Genomic DNA, 17,450 nt, shown 5'->3' on the forward strand with positions numbered 1-17,450 from the left:
TCCTCCGTATCTTTTCAGGACATGGCAGGTAACTTAATCGGTTGCCTGCCGTTTTTGCGTATAATCGTAAATATTCTTGTCTATAATGTTTAGAGAAAACGTCTTATGCCATTTGGAGCAACCTCCAGCACATGATATTTGTACAGCCGTTCCTATAAAGGGGACGGTCTTATTTCATGTTCGTATTCTCTTTTTCGATTAAAATAACGCTTTTGTTCGTTTCAAACTAATTTACTATTATTTGAATAATCGTAAACATTTACTCAATGTTTTTTCTGAATACTCATGATATTATTTATGTGCTGGTGTTCACCATCCCAAGAACTCAGTAATTTCATCCACAGGCTCCACTCTCATCCTTTTGAGAGTGGAGCCCTTATTTATAAGGGCTATCCTCAATATTTATTTTTATAAAATTCAAATTCGATTATAATAACTGTGTTTTTCGTTCTTCCATACGAATTACTTTTCCATTTTGATATACAAATGATTGTTCACCAAATCCACCTTGAGGTGGTTCTATCAGTTGGACCTGACCATTTTTAACAACATATATTCCGTTTATTTCCAAATCTATTTCAGCTGTCATTTCTACAAGATTTTCTTTAATAATTCCCATTAAGACCACTCCCGTATGTTATGATTATTTTGTCGAAGTAAGTCGGGAGCAATCTCGACTTTTTTATTTTGTTATAGATATTCCACAACATTATCAGGAATAAATGATTGTTCTAATGATAAATAAAGTCGTATTGAAATCGGTTCTTTATTATCTCTCGCAGACTTGCAAAGCTCCTCCGCTTCTTCCCAATCGAACTGCTTATCTTCCACTCGCTTAAATCTCCAAATTCCAATTGTATATTCCTCAAATAATTCATACTGATCATTTGGCGCTGTTGTTGGTTTTAATTCATCAGTAGCTCTTACTTGCTTTGGTACTTGAACAACTACATCCGTAAAACGAACTTTAGAATTTAATCGATGAATGTGTGCTTTCTCAGTATCGAATGCTACTACAGGCTCAACATCAAATATTGTTAACTGCTTTGGCATTACAATCCTCCTAAGCCTCTTTTTTATATTTAGCTAATACTTGTTCTAAACGTTTACGTTCACCCTCTAAATCCATTTCATCGTGCTTTACAGGCTGAGATTGCACTTCTGTATCTTGTGTATGTAACCAATCAGGAACAATTTCTTTTCGAGCATTACTTCTCCCACCACGAGACTGGTATTTCTTACGGAATTGAGTTTGTGCAGCTTCAACATCAGTAATACTCTTATAACCCTTGGCATGCCAATCTCTTAAAATACCTTGTACATAAGACATATTAGGTGCATTCTTTTCTAAAGCTATTTTCATTGCTTTAATAACAAGCTGTGCATTCAAATCTTCAATCCACGCATTAATCCCTTCAGCCACAAATGGTTTAAGAACTCCAAAGTTTTGCTCATAAAATGCTATTGGATTTTCTTCTGCAACTTTTTTATCTCTTGAGCAGCTTGCTGCTTCTTCTTTTGTTTTTGTTTCTTCTTTTTCTTTTGTTTCTGTTTTTGTTTTTGTTTCTTCTTTTTCCTTCATAGGGTCTTCCAAGCCCCTTATAAGCCACTCAAAACGAGCTTGGAAGTATTCCTTAATACGAGGAATTTTAAAATCTTGCTGCTGTTCTAAATCTAAACATGTCTCATAAAAATCAATTAAAAAATCTTCACACTTAATATTCTGGATTTCTTTTAACACACACTTTTCAATATTCATATTTGTAATAGCATTGAATTTAAGCCAATTGAGCAACATAATTTCTTTCGTCTTTTTGTTGTAATGAATTTTCCCGTAATCAGCAAACCGCTCTAGCAGCTTCTCAACCGTCTCACGGTTATACCCTGTATCCATTTCTATCACTCGTAATGGAAGCTCATAGATACCACTCTGAGAAGTTTTGCTATTAGTCATCAAATACAGGTAGAAGTATTTTTCCTCCGGTGTAAGATCTAAAACGAATGCATCTTGCCAATATGAAACTTGAACAGGTCTATAAACTGCCATATTATTCATCCTCCATTGTTTTACTTGATTTGCTTTGGTATACTTAATCCAATTCTATTTTTAGAAAGACTCTCTATAAGAGTCTAAAATCTATCACTCTGCCAAGTGATAGATTTTTTATTTTCTTCGACTAACTACTGATGCATTGATCCCCTGCCCTTGAAGACTTTTAACAACTACACGATAACTCTTTGATACATCGTGATCCTCTTTTTCATTACGAAGGCTCTTGAATTCTTTTGCGCATCTATTTAATTCCTTCTCCCAATGATTTGCTTCATCTAATGAACTAGCATTGAACATGTTATGAATACATGCCACCATACAGTTATGTAATTCATTTGCAAAGGTAAAATCCCCTGGTAGAACTAAATCAAACAGACGATTACATTCTGATTTCATGACTTATTCCTCATTTCTAGTAATTTGATACTGTACGCATCGTTATGAACAGAAAGAAAAAGCAGCATCTAATAAAATATGGGGACTCAGCCTTTCTGATCATAACGACAAGCACAATTGCTTGTCGCATTAAATCGAAGTATGCTATAATTCACATGTTAATTTTCTTGGCTATCGCGGGCTATGCGGTAGTCTTTTCTTTTTTATTTTTGTTTTTCAAAACGAACGCTGCTTCTATAATTCGAATTCTTATCTCCATTAATTTCTTCTCTTGTTTTAGATCCCTAGCTTTCATATAGTCTCCACAAACTGATGCAATTCGAATATCACCATATAAATTTGCTTCCTTACGAATTAGAGCTTTATATTGATTTAAAGTTGGACTTGCATAATTAATCGTCATAACTTAAACCTCCCCAATAAAATAATTAAATTAAGCTTTTATATACTTCCTAGCTCGTAATGATACTTTCCAGTACTTAAAGACTTCTTTCATTGAAATACCATATTGATCACATAGGACCGCTACAAGGCTCATCATTGAACCTGTAGCATCCAAGATTTCATGCATTACCTTTTTCAATGCCTCTTTCTCACTTTCGGACCAAGTTTGTGAAGCTTTAAACCAACATACTGTATCTAGTTGTTTCAAAGCTTCATTTGTTTCTTGATAAACCATATATCTCATACTTGTAGGATGAAGATCTATTTGCTCTCCATTAAAGAACGGGATACTTACATATCCTGCTGCCTCACTCCACATTTTAAAAAACAACTGTGGATCATCAATTCCTTCAGTAATGCATTTTCGTAAATCTTCTGGTAAACGTCGTTGTTCAGTTTCATATTTTGCTAGTGACTCACGACTCACGGGGATTTCTAAGGAGAGTTGCTCTTGGGTGATTCCCTTTCGTTTGCGTGCCATAGCAACTTCTTTTCCTATGGACATCGTTTACTTCCCCCATTCGTACCTAAAGCAATATTTATTTGTGACAACTTACTATAGTAAGTTACTATTAGACGGATTCTTTAAATGGATTATAATACTCAGTATTGTTTTCTACCCATTCAGTGTGATTCTCCATCCACTTAAAAAGAAGGTGTGTAGGAATAAGAACCCCGGCTTCACGACATACTGGAAAATCAGAACGGTTTAATAACTCAGATGCTTTGGTACGTTTAATATGTAATAGTTCCATTAATTCTGTAATAGTTAAAAATGGTGGTAATTCTTTCATTGGCTGTAGATGTTCAGTTGCTTTTTGTACTTCTTCCCGGACTATTTTACGGAATGATTCAATATCGAAATTAATCATATTTATCCTCCTTGACAAGATTTTCCTCAATCGCACATTTTGTGTTGTTGATAATCAAAAAAAATAGATTGAACTGTTACACCATAAAAATTTGCCAGCTTTACTTTTATAATATCTCTTGGAATTCTCTGTGCATTTTCATACATTTGTAATGTACTAACGCTGATTCCTACTAATTCAGCAACTTCTTCTCTAGATTTTCCGTTTCTTAAATTAACAAGATTTTCAGCTACTTTTTTCTTATCCATATCTTCCTCCTCCAACACATTTTGTGCGCTTAATCCTAAATATAAACCACACATTTCGTGTTGTCAACACTTTATGTGTGGTTTATATTTAGAAACTTAATTAAATAACACACTGTGTGTTATTATATAAACAGGTGATAAAATGAAAACATTCGGAAATATACTACGTGAATTAAGAAAAGAAAAAAAACTTACCCAAAGGGAATTAGCTCAAACTCTTAAACTTAGTGAAAGTACTATTGGTATGTACGAAAGAAATGAACGTCAACCTGATTACGCTACACTTAATAGTATTGCAAATTATTTTGAGGTGACGACAGATTTTCTACTCGGAAGAACAAGCATTCTTAAGAAAAACGATTCACAAGAAATTTTTAACGATTCTGAGCTAGGCCTATGGTTTAAAGACATTAAGCATTCATCCCCAGAAAAACGCGATGAGTTAAAGCGCTTTTGGGAATTCATTATACAGCATAAAGAAAAATAGATAATCTATAATTAGCTATAGAAAAAGCACGCTTAACTGCGTGTATTTTCTATAGCTATCTTTTAACATTATTCATTACTTTTCATAAACTATCTTGCATTTTGATATTCTGGATAAGTTTTTAAAATACTCACTGTCGCTAAGCTCATTGAACTATGCTTATAACTTTTTGATAAATACTTTTCAATTTCCTTTTTTTCAAACATTTTAGCCATATGTAAAGTCTCAATATACTTTTCAAGTTCTTTTTGCATATGATTAAATACTTTTTTCTCTTTATATTTAGATTCAATGCTAAATAAATCCAAAAAATGTTGTACTTCTTTTATCCCCATTAAATTCTTCACATTAATACAATCTTTTCCAATTGTAAATGTTATAAAATCACCCACCTGAAAAGTAGCTGGTGAATATATTCCTGGTATAACTTTAGTTCCTTTTGCAGTATTACATGGCTTACAAGCAGAGAATAAATTATACGGGTTCATAGCTAAAAGTGGAAATTTAACTTTTGGTAAAAAATGTTCCCACTCACTACTTCCTTTAGATAAGGTTAAAGTAATATCACAAAATGGACAGACGCTCATTTGATAATTTTCTTCATGAAAATTATCATGCATAATTAACTTATTTATTGGCTCACCATATATCAATTTCCAAATAGATTTTACCTTTAAAAAATGATCAAAAAAGAATTCTTTAAAAATTGTTGCGATTTCTGGTATGATGGCTACCTCTCTTAAAAACGGTATATATTGGATGGTGGAGTTATTATTCTTTTTACCTTTTTTAAAAATTAAAAATTGGCTATTTTGTCTAAAATACAACAAAATTACCCTCTTTATTTCTTCTTTACTATACTGACTTACAATTTTCCTGAAAACGCAATAAAAATATTCTTCTCCCTTCTTTTTTATAAAATAGCTATCAATAACTTTCTTTGATTTGATTGAAAGGTTTTGATAATATTTTGTAGATTTCCAAATATCTTCATCTTTCTTAATTTTATATGTATTATTTTCTTGCATGCTACTTGCATTTAATAGTAAATGAAAAAAAGAATATATAACTTTTGATTCGAAAATTTCTAATATTTCTGCGTTTTTTTCGTTTGTTACTCTCCACATAAGTTAATCTCCACTATTTTCCAATTCATTAAAAACTAAGAACCTGTAGAAAGATTCACCAAGATAGCCCATAATTTCATTTAACTCTTTTTTATCAGCCACTTTAATTTTATGCAATAACTTTAATTCTGTGTAATTATGGTTATTTGAATTTTCGAACATATTATATATAATCTCTTTTTCATTAGCTAAAAATGTATTAAAAGATGGATTCTTTATTTCACTATTTTTAAACATCAAAATATTGTCTGGAAATAGCGTGTTAATAAACGAATAAGAATGAGTAGCAATAATAAAATGCGAGTTATAATTTTGAAATAGTAAATAGAACATTGTTATTATTTGTTTAGTCCAAGATGGGTTCAAATGCAATTCTGGTTCTTCAATTATTATTAATGAATTATCATTTATTGAACTCATTATTGAAAAAATTCTATAAAAAAACATTTTTTCTCCAGAACTCATATCTTCCAGAGTAATTTCTGTTTCTTGTTTAATGAATTTTAAATCGTTGAAATAAACTTCGTTATTATCTTCTAAATAAAAAAGGATATCTCGCTCTTTTTTACTTATCATTGATAAATCAATCCAATCTTCATCAATAAACCAGTCTTCTTTATATATCGTAAAAGTATTATCATGTACTTTCAACATACCCATAAATTCTAGATTCAAGCTTGCTAATAGTTCTTTCACTAATTTATATTGCTTAATGTACAACTGAATAAACCTTGAAATGCCCTTTGAAATAGATGGTCCTCCAAAATGATTTTTTCCATAGATCATATTAATATTGTAATTTTTTATTAAATACTCTCCATAATAATTACTATTTCTACTTAATGGGTACTCTCCATGAATTGAGAAAACTGAAGTAATTACTTCTGATGGTAAATATTGAATAATATCTTTGAACTGTACATCTTTATTCTCTATTTTTAATTGATGATTTTTTCTTCTATAATGTCCTTCTCCTTGTCCGGTATGAGTCCACTCTAATAACAAATACTCCTCTTCATCCTTAGATGTTTTTATGAAAATATTATTTTCAACTTTACGTAACTTTATCTCTTGAGATATCTTTGTATTTTCATCAATGATATCGTAATGCAGCTCAAAATCAGATGGTATACGAGAATGATACCTTTCTAAATTATGAAAGATTTGAGTAATAAAACTCATAATTGTTGTTTTTCCTACACCATTTTCACCGACTAGGACTGTAAAATTCATATTTCCATAAAAATCTTTATATTGCTTATTAAAATCTCTATTACCTAAAAATGAAACTTTAAAATCTTTTAATTTTCTATATTTTTTTATACTCAAGTATTTGATAAACATATAGTCTCCTTCTTATTTGTTAATAAAATAAAGAACTTCAAATCTACATTTTATTTTGTTCAAAAATGCCTGATTTCTTTTTATCTAAGTAATTCAAGTATCCTTCGTTCTAATTAGCCTGCAAAGTTAACTTCCCCATATATTGCTTACTCTCCCTATATATATGTTTTTTGATAAAAAGACTGATTTCAAACGTTCAAAATAGCTCTTAATTTTGGAATTTAGCAAATCATATTTCCCATTCTCTGTAGTCACTTTAATAAAAATTGCGCTCAAATTGGAGGGTTCTCCTATTCAATAAATACCTTTTCTATTATCATAATCTCTAGCAAAATTAGAGATATCCAAAAATGTATATGTCTTCCCTTTAACAAAATCATTTGAGACTGTAACATTATCAAAAAATGTTGAAACTTCTCCTTGAACTCAGGATATATATCCTTGTAAGTTTTCAGTCTTTTATTCTTTAGCGAGTTATACACTAAATTATTTCTATTCTCAGAAGCATCTGAAAATCCATTCATATAAATTTAAAAATTACCTATCTTCTTGAAAGAGTTAATTCTAACCTTAGTATTTGTAACTTTATACTTAATCTCCTTAATTATCTCAGGATGATTAAGTGCTGGTACGTCAACTTCAGATAAAATAAAGTCAATTGCCTTTTTAATCACATTCTCATTCCTACGGTAAAAAACGAAAAGTCATGAATAATTTACCATATATATCTTACCTTATTTTCTAAAACATAAACAGATAATATCGTATATATTCGTCAATATTTCCCCACTAAATCTAAGATACTACTATCGTATTGTAGATCTAGGGGAAATAAGATTTCTTAATTTATCTATCCATTGTCTCTTCTTGGCTACTCTTCCAAGTTTTTTATTTTTGTTGTATATTAAGAACATACGTTCCTAATATACGAATGGAGTGAAAATATGTTTCAATCGCAACCCTACTACACAACACAACTTGAAGACTATATCCAGCACTTGTACCAATCATTATCTATCATTGTTCCCGAACAAATTGATATGATAGAGATTGCGAAAAAGCTAAACATTTGGCTGTACTTTGCTCCGTTTGGAAGTCATGCAATGGAAAGAAATCAAATAGCTAACCTAGTTATTGATAATCGTATCTCTCGGCAAGAACAATGGGAGGATTTTGGCCATGAGACCTGTCACATTCTATTTCATTCTGGTAATCAATTATTAATGCATCAAATGTTTCTAGATTACCAAGAAGCAAAGGCTAAAAACTTCGCACAACAATTTTGTGTACCTACTTTTATGTTACGAAAGCTTCCTCCCCTACAGTTAAAAGCATATATAATCTCAGAAAAATTCAATGTAACAACACAGTTTGCTGAAAAAAGGCTTTTACATTATGAAAATCAATTATTAGCAAGTAAATTACAGAGTCAAATATCACAATACTGTAATTTTCAAAAATAACGATTCAGGAGGTATTAAATATGAAAGGAAGTTTTCGTAAACGTGGAAATACGTGGTCTTTTACAATAGATATCGGTATAGATCCGGCCACAGGAAAACGCCAGCAAAAAAGTAAGAGTGGATTTAGAACAAAAAAAGAAGCCCAAAATGCTGCTGCTACAATGATTACAGAGATAGAGAAAGGAATATATTTTGATGACAAACAATTAACTGTTTTAGATGTATGGGAAAAGTTAAAGCCTCTTCGTAAAGCTGAATTAAAAATTACATCTTATGAAAAAGACATGAGCTTAGTTAGGCTCTATATCCTTCCCCCATTTAGTTATAAAAAAATTAAAAGTATTAAGCCCGTAATGATTCAAAGCTACTATGCTGAACTTAAGGAAAAAGGACTATCAAATGGTACAATCACCAATATCCATCGCTGCCTAAGATGCATTTTCAAACACGCTGTAGAATGGGAAATCATACATGATAATATAATGAATAAGGTTAAAAAACCACGTGAAGAGCAAGGTGAAATGAAAACATGGTCTAGCGAAGAATGTAATCGATTCCTCCAGTATCTAAAAGAAAAAAATATTAAATACCATATGTTCTTCTTACTTGCAATCTATACAGGTATGAGGCGCGGAGAATTACTTGCACTAACGTGGAAAGATATTGACTTTGATAATAAACGTATCCTGGTTAATAAATCGCTTGTAAAAACAGAAACAGGACTATTTAAAGCCGCTACGAAAACTAAGTCTTCAAATAGAAGTATTAGTATCTCTTCTTTTGTTATAGGGAAGTTACAATCCTACTACTCCTATAAAAAGAAAGAATTTTTCCGCTGGGGTATACATTTGAGTGAAGAGGCCTTTATTTTCACAGGCAATACGATACATTCGCCCTTACATATAGATGCTCCTCATCGCTTTTTGAATGATCACTATAAAAAAGCTGGTGTTCCTCGGATTCGAATACACGACTTACGACATACTCACGCTACACTCATGCTTCAGGCTGGAGAACACCCTAAAATCGTACAAGATCGCTTGGGGCATTCATCTATTCAAATGACTTTAGACAAGTATAGTCACATCACACAGAACATGCAGCAACAAGCAGCAGAAAACTTCGAGAACATAATAAAATCTAATGAAAACGTCTGATAAAAAATGAAAAGATTTAATGTGAGCAAAATGTGAGCATTAAGGAAAATCAACACTTATAAACCTTGATATAATAAGGTTTTTCATACTATATCGTTGAATCTTGGGAAAAGAATGAGCAGTTTTAAGGTTGTTTATTTTTAAAAACATCAAAAATGCCAAATCCCTTATATCACAAAGGATTTGGCATTTTTAAGTATCTAGAACACGCGCTAAATTTAAGGAGAAATTAACAGACATGAGTCCGGTATAATGCCGTGTCCACACCCAAGGATCGGTTACATAAAATAGCGTATCTAACCTGGGAAGTCTATTGGCCTTTTGCCCTTATAGTAACGCTCTCTTCTACTAAGACCTTTTCTTTCTAGGGCCTACAATTAATTTAATCGCTGTTCTTTCTTCATTATTGATAGAAATCTCTTGAAACGCTGGAACAAAAGCTAAGTCAATACCACTTGGAGCGACGAACCCTCTTGCAATCGCAATTGCTTTAATCGCTTGATTTATAGCTCCAGCCCCAATCGCTTGAATTTCCACATTACCACTTGTTCTTAGTACTCCTGCTATTGCACCTGCGACTGAATTTGGGCTTGATTTTGAAGATACCTTTAATATATTTTCCATGTAAGTTGCTCCCTCTATTATTTAATCTCTCTTTCGTTACAATTTTAAATATTTTAGCGTATCTTTAATTACTATTCACACCAAAAACAAACGATGCTTCATATGTACATTATTCTATATTTTCTGACTTTTTCCTGCTCAGCTACGCAAATAAAAAATAAACTGAATAACCTAATGTAAATATAGATAAATATTATAACTTCACCAAATGATAACATCCATACAGCTAAAGGTAATATTTCTGTTTTGTCAGACTAAATAAATATAGTAAAGTGAAATTTTAATGAGTGGGGGTTTAATTCATCCCCCACCTAACTTCTTTGCTTTCGCTGAATTTTGAGGTGGGAGTCTTACTGCTCGGAAAATAGCGGGATAAACGTTTCCTCATTACTTCAATCTATTTAGAAATTCCATTTATTTTTCTATCAAATTATAAACCTTGCCATCTTCAAAAGGTGTTACAGGTAATACCCAAATACTACACTTCATCATTTGACCACTTTATATTCCAAATCTATCTCCTTTTATAGTACAAGCATACACGCCAATTGTGATTCATCTTCATAAACTACTATGTGATTTAAATTTATTAAGAATAGGAGGTAATATATTGGGTTCATACTATCATTCTTCAAACTCGTATAAAAAATGCTCATGCAAATCTTCTTCCAGTTCAAATAAAAAATGCTCATGCAAATCTTCTTCCAGTTCAAATAAAAAATGCTCATGCAAATCTTCTTCCAGTTCAAATAAAAAATGTTCATGTGACCATTCACATAAACGAAGCTGTCCTGCATACGGAACTTTTTGGCAAACTGAATTTATAACTGTTCCTTTTGGCGATCCTTTTCCATTTAATCACGTTGGACCTTTAGCAGGAGGTGTTTCCTTACTAAATCCTACTACTATACACTTTAGACAAGCTGGTGATTATAGAGTTTCGTTCATTTCCAGTATTAATACTACTTTAAATCCTGTATTTCCACATATCCCAGTCATAACTATATTTTTAAATAACAATCCACTTGCTAATAGTCAAGGTGACTTCGCTATTCAAATGAATACTTCATCAAATAACGAATGTCTTCAACTCGTTGGCGAAACAATTGTTACAGTGCCTGCTAATTCAACTCTTCAACTTAGAAATAATAGTGGTTTTAATCGTCAAAGTATTGTAACTTGTGACAATGGTATAAATTCAGTTGAATTAACAGTTACAAAACTAAGTTAAAATTATTTCTTCACATTCAGATGCTATTTCAGCATCTTTTTTTATTGAATAACAGTTTTTTCAACTTTTATTATCTCTCCCCACATAAAAAAGTGCAGAATTCTTTCTAACACAAGATTTCTGCACTTTTTTATTATACTTATTTATTCTTCCTTATTTCTCTACATAAACCGACTTAACAATCGTACGATTATATGGTTTTCCTTCTTTATTCATCCCTTTTATATCCATCGTAACGTTATATACTCCCGGTTGTTTTATATCTTTCAAAGCACCTGTAAATGTATTCGTATTAACATTTTGTAATTCATTAAATTCAGAGACTAACTTACCTTCTTTATTAACGACTCTTACTGTTATGGAAAGATCCCCTTTCATTTCAGGTGCTACAGGTGATTTTTTCAGTTTATACTCAGGTTTATTTATTTTAACTTTTGTAGGCATTCGAAGAACAAATGGTGCGTCATCCTTGTAATCGCTTACAACTAAATATGCATCTTTCGACTGCTTCGCCATCATTTTGATTTTCCATTCGCCTACTTCCAATTTATCAAACTTAAATGTTCTAATTGTCGCCCCATTAAAGAAAGATTCGCCTTCACCAGTCGTTATAGCGCTATCTTTATTTGCATAGATTTTTCCTTTTGGAGATACCATTTGTACTTCTACATCAGAAGAAGCAGTTAGTACAGAAACTATTCCTTCAGCCTTTTTATCAACAGAAATACTTTGCTCTATCCACTGATTTTGTGGTAATTCGCCTCCTAAAATATTTTGATTTGAAGTTGTATTTAATTGTTCTAGATCTCCATTTGAACTAGTGCTGGATGCTACTAAAGCTGGTAATCCCACATTTGTCGTACGTAAATATGGTTCAATTCGTGCAAAAACAGCTGATCCTTTTCTTATATTGTCATGATCAAATCTGGAATCTGTAAATAAATGTGTACCGTACGATAGCTTCGCACTCCATTCATTTACTAGTCCATCATTTGAACCGTACGATGATAAATATAACCCACCCATAGATAATGCAGAAAATGTTGGCCCCCAGCTAGTTCCAGTAGCCGTATAGTAACGGTTTAATTTAGCTGCTGGGTTGTTATCTATTATTGAACGAAACTTTGCCATTTCACCTATTTGTAACGAATACGTACCATCATCTTTTTGACCTAATATAGAAGCAAGCCACCCTGCCCACCAACTATATGACAAATCTGCTAAATTTGAGCCGTGATGCGGTGTAGCAAGTGTAATAACATTTCCAACAAATCGATTCGCACCATATTCAACTAATGCGGCTTGTGTATCAATACCACCTTTACTATGCGCTACAATATTAACTTTTTTACCGAAATGATTATATATTTCTTCAAGTTTTTGTGCTAACAACTTTCCGTTATCCCACTGACTAGCCGAACCTTTCCCTGCAGCATCATACAATTGTATAAACACTGTTTGATAGCCTGCTTTTAAAGCATAATCATACATATCATTTATATCATGATATACTGTCTTTCCATACCAACTATCAGCATTACCATTTCTTCCTTGTACAAAGAGAATTGGCGGTTTATTCTCATCATAATTAGCAGGTTTTTGGCCTAAAAACCATTCTCCAGGTGTGAATACTTCTGTATCAGGAACCCCCTTTCCAAGCTCTTTTATAACTTCTGCCTGTACATTTGTGCTAATCGTTGGAGCCATGATAAAAAATACAATTAGTAAGGCCACACATCTTCTCATCAGTCGCATATTACTCCCCCTATTTTTTTGAAAGAAGGTGTTCTTTATAATATTTTATATTTTCCCTTCCTTAATAATAGCTAATCTTTTATTTTTAAAAGATGTTAGCCCTATTTTTAGAAGGTTACTAGTTGTATACCCTCTTCCTTAACTCTCGTTATTCTCTTTGTTTCTACCTCTTCCTTTTGATAGAATACGACAAAAAAGTTTCTCAATAATTGTTAACTTCGCTACACCCAGATATTTTTTAAATCATTATTGTTTATATAAAGCATACAAATCTTGAAAAAATTTTAGTAAAAAAACATTTTATTACTAGTTAGTTATTTAAAAATATAATAAAGATATGTACTTTCTTTTCATTAAATACAAACTAATTTTAAAGGAGCTTGTATTATAAGACTTTCCTACGATTAAAAATTAAACTGAAATTTCCGAATAGAAAATCATATTTCCAGAAACATATATTATGATAATTTCCGCACACTTGAATTAACTTTTTAGAAGTACTAACCTATCGGTGAGCAGAAGAAAATTCTGTAAAAAGAAAGGAGAATACTTTATGATGACCAAATTACAAAAGGAGTTTTTTAAACGCTTAGAAATTCCTGCAAAAGAAATAACATTTGATGATTTAGATGGAATTCTCTTGAAAATGGGAATGATTCTCCCCTATGAAAATCTTGATATTATGGCTGGTACTATTAAAAATATCTCAAAAGATAACTTAATAGAAAAGTTACTTATTCAAAAACGAGGTGGACTTTGTTATGAATTAAACTCCCTATTGTATTATTTTTTAATTGATTGTGGGTTTCAAGTATACAAAGTAGCCGGTACTGTTTATGACCTTTACGATAATAAATGGAAACCCGATGATGGTCATGTCATTATCATATTAAGTCATGAGGATAAAGATTATGTTGTGGATGCAGGTTTTGCATCTCATCTCCCTTTACATCCAGTCCCTTTTAACGGAGAAGTCATCTCCTCTCAAACAGGAGAATATCGAATTCGTAAGCGAAATACTCGAAAAGGTACGCATATTTTAGAAATGAGAAAAGGAGCTAACGGGGAATCTACAAGTTTCTTACAGTCTGAACCTTCAAACGAATGGAAAATAGGCTATGCTTTCACTGTAGATCCAATAGATGAGAAAAAAGTGAATAAGATTCAAAAAGTGATTGTAGAGCATAAAGAATCTCCTTTTAATAAAGGAGCTATCACTTGTAAATTAACTACTTATGGTCACATATCATTAACAAATAAAAATTATACAGAAACCTTTAAAGGCACCAAAAATAAACGACCAATAGAATCTAAAGATTATGCTCGCATTCTTCGTGACTCTTTTGGAATAACGCAAGAGAAATATGTAGGAAAAACACTAGAAAGAGGCTAGTTGACTACAAGTATTTCATAATAAAGCAGATTCTATATTTAGAATCTGCTTTATTTTATATTTTGTTATAAATTAATTTAATTTTGTTGTTACCCTTTAATTTTCAATTATATACTCATCATCATATTTATCGTATTGTAGCCCTTTCCCTATCTTTGACTCCGTAACTTGATCTTTTAAAAACGGTGCAGCATCCATTTTACTAGTTGCAATTTCAATTCCATATTTTTTCGTTAAATGAGCTAACTCTATTAAAAACCACTCTCTTCGCAATGTAACTGGAATATCCAATGTTTTTCTTTTCATATATAATAGCACCTCTTTTATTTTCATAGCTTAAAAATATCACTGGATGCACTTATTAAAACTACCTTTCACCGCTAACATCCAATGAAACATTATAGTATATGCATGTCCATTTCAAACGTGCTATCACAAATATGATATTTAAGTTTACATAATTATATTATGTAATAGTAGAAAAGGAAGGCATGTCCCTTCCCCTTCTACTATAGAGATTTAAATTAAGAACATCTTGGTACACCTAAAGCTAAAAATAAACCTGCTACTCCCGCAGTAATCGGTACTTTTAACGTAATAACATCATCTACCTTCGTTACTAAAAAGTAAGCATTACCTTCTTGTAATATACAAGTTACCAACAATTGAAATTCCATTCAAATCTCCTCCTTTCAATCGATATACTATAATTTATGAAATCTCTTTCAAAAAGTAATAGGAAATATATCCATTTTTCCTTATATATAAAATAAATGTTTATAAGTCTATTAAAAATATTAATTTTCTAAATTTATACAAAACGTGTAATATCCAATAAATTCCTATATAATCAATAAGAAGAATCTTACAAATGGAGGTATGAAAATGTCGATTTTAAGTAATATTGGTGCAGCTTTATTTTTTATTGCTTTTATTCTTTTAATCTTATGTATCATTTCATTCTTTAAGAAAAATGGAAAATCAAAACAATATGGACGTCCTACCGTTATTCTTTTTATGATTTCTATTATATTAATAACGGCCGGTACACCAAAATCGGAACACCCCGTCGTCGAGTTTTTTTCTACTTTAAGTTTCATTCTATTTATATTCTTCCTTGTTCTAGCAATCTTATCTGTTATTAAGAAAACAGGTGTAGCGAAAAAACAATTTATTATTACAGCTGTATTATTTGTCATTTTTGTTGCGTTATTAGGTATTTCAGCTCCTTCTTCTGAAAAAACGACAGCAACTAGTACAAAAGTTGCCTCTAATAATGAAGAGCCAAAAGATAGCGAACAGAAAAAAGAGCTAGAAAAGAAAGAGGCGGACGAAAAAACTCAAAAGCAAGAAGATGAGAAGCGTCTAGCCGAAGAACAAGCTCGTAAGCAAGAGGATGAAAAACGTCTGGCTGATGAACAAGCTCGTAAACAACAAGAAGAACAAAAACGTCTGGCTGATGAACAAGCTCGTAAACAACAAGAAGAGCAAAAACGTCTGGCTGATGAACAAGCTCGTAAACAACAAGAAGAACAAAAACGTCTGGCTGATGAACAAGCTCGTAAACAACAAGAAGAACAAAAACGTCTGGCTGATGAACAAGCTCGCAAACAACAAGAAGAACAAAAAGCACAGCAAGCTCAAACACAACCAGCTAATGGTAATACTGATAGTGCATACTACAAAAATTGTGCTGCAGTTAGAGCAGCTGGGAAAGCTCCTTTACATAAAGGGCAACCAGGTTATAGCTCTCATCTTGATCGTGATGGCGATGGAATTGCATGTGAAAAATAGTAATAAAAAAGAAGCTTTTACTAAGCTTCTTTTTTATTAACGTAAAATATTACCACTTATTACTTTCCCCCTTATTTTAATAACATTCTTCTTATTATTCTCAAAAACGACACAGAATAAGTGATTTCAATCACTACATAGATTTTAATTTATCGCTATTCTTAATTCAGATATTACATTAAAATTTTATGGAGGCATTCATATGGAACATACATTTACTGAAACTTCAATTGTTGGTGAGATTGTTACACAATTTCCGAAAGCTAGTGATCTTTTTAAATCATATAGAATAGATTTTTGTTGTGGCGGTAATAAGCCACTTATTGATGCAATTCATGAAAGAAATTTATCAGCTACTGAAGTGCTTACAGAGTTAAATACGCTTTATCATAATACGAAACGATTAAATGAATCGGAAATTGATTGGAAAAATGCTTCTTATCGTGAATTGATTGATTATGTTATAAATAAGCATCATCGCTATTTAAATGAAGAATTACCACAGTTAAGTCCATATGTGACAAAAGTATTACGTGTTCATGGGGCAAGTCAGCCTCATTTAGCTCAAATTCATAAGCTATTTCATGAACTTAAAATGGAATTAGAACAGCATTTAATTAAAGAAGAAATGGAAGATTTCCCATTAATTTTAGAATTTGAACAAAATCCAACTGATGAAAATTATACAAAGTTACGTAAAGTAGTGGATGAACTAGAAAATGAGCACAATCATGCCGGAAATATTATAAAAGAACTTCGTAAAGTGACAAATGACTTTACTCCTCCAGAAGGCGCTTGCGGTACTTATCGACTTGTCTACCAACGTCTTGAAGCTCTAGAGTCTGATTTATTTGAGCATATTCATTTAGAAAATAATATTTTATTTCCGCGTGCCATTACGAAAGCATAAATCAAGTGCAGGACATGAGTGTAAATACTTATGGCCTGCTTTTTCGTTTTGCGAAAAATATTCACATCCCCTTCACATAAAACCGAATTTTAACAATTTGTGAATCATTATAAAAATGTGATAAATATCACATCTTCCCCTTATTTGATTTT

At 31.7% G+C, this 17,450-nt stretch carries 21 protein-coding genes; 7 read left to right on the forward strand and 14 right to left on the reverse strand.

Annotated features, from left to right (window positions below; genetic code table 11):
* Nucleotides 1-427: 427 nt before the first annotated feature.
* The 8 genes from AU379_RS13305 to AU379_RS13340 all read right to left on the reverse strand — a co-directional run bounded on the left by AU379_RS13305 (nucleotide 428) and on the right by AU379_RS13340 (nucleotide 4,013).
* Nucleotides 428-619, reverse strand: a complete 192-nt coding sequence (locus AU379_RS13305) for a DUF3954 domain-containing protein (protein WP_061139392.1) — start codon at nucleotides 617-619, stop codon at nucleotides 428-430.
* A gap of 71 nt (nucleotides 620-690) precedes the next feature.
* Nucleotides 691-1,053 carry a hypothetical protein gene (locus AU379_RS13310; protein ID WP_001125986.1) on the reverse strand — a complete coding sequence of 121 codons (363 nt, stop codon included), beginning with the start codon at nucleotides 1,051-1,053 and terminating at the stop codon, nucleotides 691-693.
* A gap of 10 nt (nucleotides 1,054-1,063) precedes the next feature.
* Nucleotides 1,064-2,047 carry a DnaD domain protein gene (locus tag AU379_RS13315; RefSeq protein ID WP_061139393.1) on the reverse strand — a complete coding sequence of 328 codons (984 nt, stop codon included), beginning with the start codon at nucleotides 2,045-2,047 and terminating at the stop codon, nucleotides 1,064-1,066.
* Nucleotides 2,048-2,164: 117 nt separating this feature from the next.
* The gene (locus AU379_RS13320; RefSeq protein WP_061139394.1) at nucleotides 2,165-2,449 is read right to left on the reverse strand and encodes a hypothetical protein; all 285 of its coding nucleotides are present in this window, start codon (nucleotides 2,447-2,449) and stop codon (nucleotides 2,165-2,167) included.
* A gap of 181 nt (nucleotides 2,450-2,630) precedes the next feature.
* Complete coding sequence (locus AU379_RS13325) at nucleotides 2,631-2,852, reverse strand: hypothetical protein (protein WP_061139395.1); 222 nt, start codon at nucleotides 2,850-2,852, stop codon at nucleotides 2,631-2,633.
* A gap of 30 nt (nucleotides 2,853-2,882) precedes the next feature.
* The gene (locus AU379_RS13330; protein ID WP_061139396.1) at nucleotides 2,883-3,398 is read right to left on the reverse strand and encodes a helix-turn-helix transcriptional regulator; all 516 of its coding nucleotides are present in this window, start codon (nucleotides 3,396-3,398) and stop codon (nucleotides 2,883-2,885) included.
* A gap of 67 nt (nucleotides 3,399-3,465) precedes the next feature.
* Nucleotides 3,466-3,765 (reverse strand): helix-turn-helix domain-containing protein, encoded by a 300-nt coding sequence (locus AU379_RS13335; RefSeq protein WP_061139397.1) that lies wholly within the window; start codon nucleotides 3,763-3,765, stop codon nucleotides 3,466-3,468.
* Nucleotides 3,766-3,791: 26 nt separating this feature from the next.
* Nucleotides 3,792-4,013, reverse strand: coding sequence for a helix-turn-helix transcriptional regulator (locus tag AU379_RS13340; protein WP_061139398.1), 222 nt, complete (start codon nucleotides 4,011-4,013; stop codon nucleotides 3,792-3,794).
* Between the two features lie 142 nt (nucleotides 4,014-4,155).
* Here AU379_RS13340 and AU379_RS13345 point away from each other — a divergent pair, with 142 nt between their 5' ends.
* Nucleotides 4,156-4,500, forward strand: coding sequence for a helix-turn-helix transcriptional regulator (locus AU379_RS13345; RefSeq protein WP_061139399.1), 345 nt, complete (start codon nucleotides 4,156-4,158; stop codon nucleotides 4,498-4,500).
* An 89-nt stretch (nucleotides 4,501-4,589) separates the two neighbouring features.
* Here AU379_RS13345 and AU379_RS13350 read toward each other — a convergent pair whose 3' ends face one another.
* Nucleotides 4,590-5,627: a hypothetical protein gene (locus tag AU379_RS13350; protein WP_061139400.1), complete on the reverse strand. Its 1,038-nt coding sequence runs from the start codon at nucleotides 5,625-5,627 to the stop codon at nucleotides 4,590-4,592.
* Between the two features lie 3 nt (nucleotides 5,628-5,630).
* Nucleotides 5,631-6,971: an ATP-binding protein gene (locus AU379_RS13355; protein ID WP_061139401.1), complete on the reverse strand. Its 1,341-nt coding sequence runs from the start codon at nucleotides 6,969-6,971 to the stop codon at nucleotides 5,631-5,633.
* Between the two features lie 944 nt (nucleotides 6,972-7,915).
* On the opposite strand from AU379_RS13355, the gene AU379_RS13365 reads away from it, so the two are divergent.
* Both AU379_RS13365 and AU379_RS13370 read left to right on the forward strand, forming a co-directional pair.
* The gene (locus tag AU379_RS13365; RefSeq protein ID WP_061139402.1) at nucleotides 7,916-8,434 is read left to right on the forward strand and encodes an ImmA/IrrE family metallo-endopeptidase; all 519 of its coding nucleotides are present in this window, start codon (nucleotides 7,916-7,918) and stop codon (nucleotides 8,432-8,434) included.
* Nucleotides 8,435-8,454: 20 nt separating this feature from the next.
* The gene (locus tag AU379_RS13370) at nucleotides 8,455-9,591 is read left to right on the forward strand and encodes a site-specific integrase (protein ID WP_061139403.1); all 1,137 of its coding nucleotides are present in this window, start codon (nucleotides 8,455-8,457) and stop codon (nucleotides 9,589-9,591) included.
* A 348-nt stretch (nucleotides 9,592-9,939) separates the two neighbouring features.
* Here the strand turns inward: AU379_RS13370 and AU379_RS13375 are convergent, their stop codons facing one another.
* Nucleotides 9,940-10,215, reverse strand: coding sequence for a stage V sporulation protein S (locus tag AU379_RS13375; RefSeq protein WP_000427801.1), 276 nt, complete (start codon nucleotides 10,213-10,215; stop codon nucleotides 9,940-9,942).
* A 550-nt stretch (nucleotides 10,216-10,765) separates the two neighbouring features.
* On the opposite strand from AU379_RS13375, the gene AU379_RS13380 reads away from it, so the two are divergent.
* Nucleotides 10,766-11,446, forward strand: a complete 681-nt coding sequence (locus tag AU379_RS13380) for a preprotein translocase (RefSeq protein ID WP_089455247.1) — start codon at nucleotides 10,766-10,768, stop codon at nucleotides 11,444-11,446.
* A 153-nt stretch (nucleotides 11,447-11,599) separates the two neighbouring features.
* Here the strand turns inward: AU379_RS13380 and AU379_RS13385 are convergent, their stop codons facing one another.
* The gene (locus tag AU379_RS13385) at nucleotides 11,600-13,201 is read right to left on the reverse strand and encodes a hypothetical protein (RefSeq protein ID WP_061139405.1); all 1,602 of its coding nucleotides are present in this window, start codon (nucleotides 13,199-13,201) and stop codon (nucleotides 11,600-11,602) included.
* 553 nt (nucleotides 13,202-13,754) lie between these two features.
* Between AU379_RS13385 and AU379_RS13390 the strand changes: the two genes are divergently transcribed.
* Nucleotides 13,755-14,594, forward strand: coding sequence for an arylamine N-acetyltransferase (locus tag AU379_RS13390; RefSeq protein ID WP_000988428.1), 840 nt, complete (start codon nucleotides 13,755-13,757; stop codon nucleotides 14,592-14,594).
* A gap of 96 nt (nucleotides 14,595-14,690) precedes the next feature.
* Here the strand turns inward: AU379_RS13390 and AU379_RS13395 are convergent, their stop codons facing one another.
* Nucleotides 14,691-14,900, reverse strand: coding sequence for a hypothetical protein (locus AU379_RS13395; RefSeq protein WP_000824205.1), 210 nt, complete (start codon nucleotides 14,898-14,900; stop codon nucleotides 14,691-14,693).
* 218 nt (nucleotides 14,901-15,118) lie between these two features.
* Complete coding sequence (gene exsG / locus AU379_RS13400) at nucleotides 15,119-15,271, reverse strand: exosporium protein ExsG (RefSeq protein WP_000395679.1); 153 nt, start codon at nucleotides 15,269-15,271, stop codon at nucleotides 15,119-15,121.
* A 208-nt stretch (nucleotides 15,272-15,479) separates the two neighbouring features.
* On the opposite strand from exsG, the gene AU379_RS13405 reads away from it, so the two are divergent.
* Both AU379_RS13405 and ric read left to right on the forward strand, forming a co-directional pair.
* On the forward strand, nucleotides 15,480-16,388 hold the full coding sequence (locus AU379_RS13405; RefSeq protein ID WP_000025815.1) for an excalibur calcium-binding domain-containing protein: 909 nt from the start codon (nucleotides 15,480-15,482) through the stop codon (nucleotides 16,386-16,388).
* A gap of 202 nt (nucleotides 16,389-16,590) precedes the next feature.
* Nucleotides 16,591-17,298 (forward strand): iron-sulfur cluster repair di-iron protein, encoded by a 708-nt coding sequence (gene ric / locus AU379_RS13410; RefSeq protein WP_000401360.1) that lies wholly within the window; start codon nucleotides 16,591-16,593, stop codon nucleotides 17,296-17,298.
* Nucleotides 17,299-17,450 lie beyond the last annotated feature (152 nt).

The sequence above is a fragment of the Bacillus sp. JH7 genome (assembly GCF_001563515.1).
Lineage (GTDB): Bacteria > Bacillota > Bacilli > Bacillales > Bacillaceae_G > Bacillus_A > Bacillus_A cereus.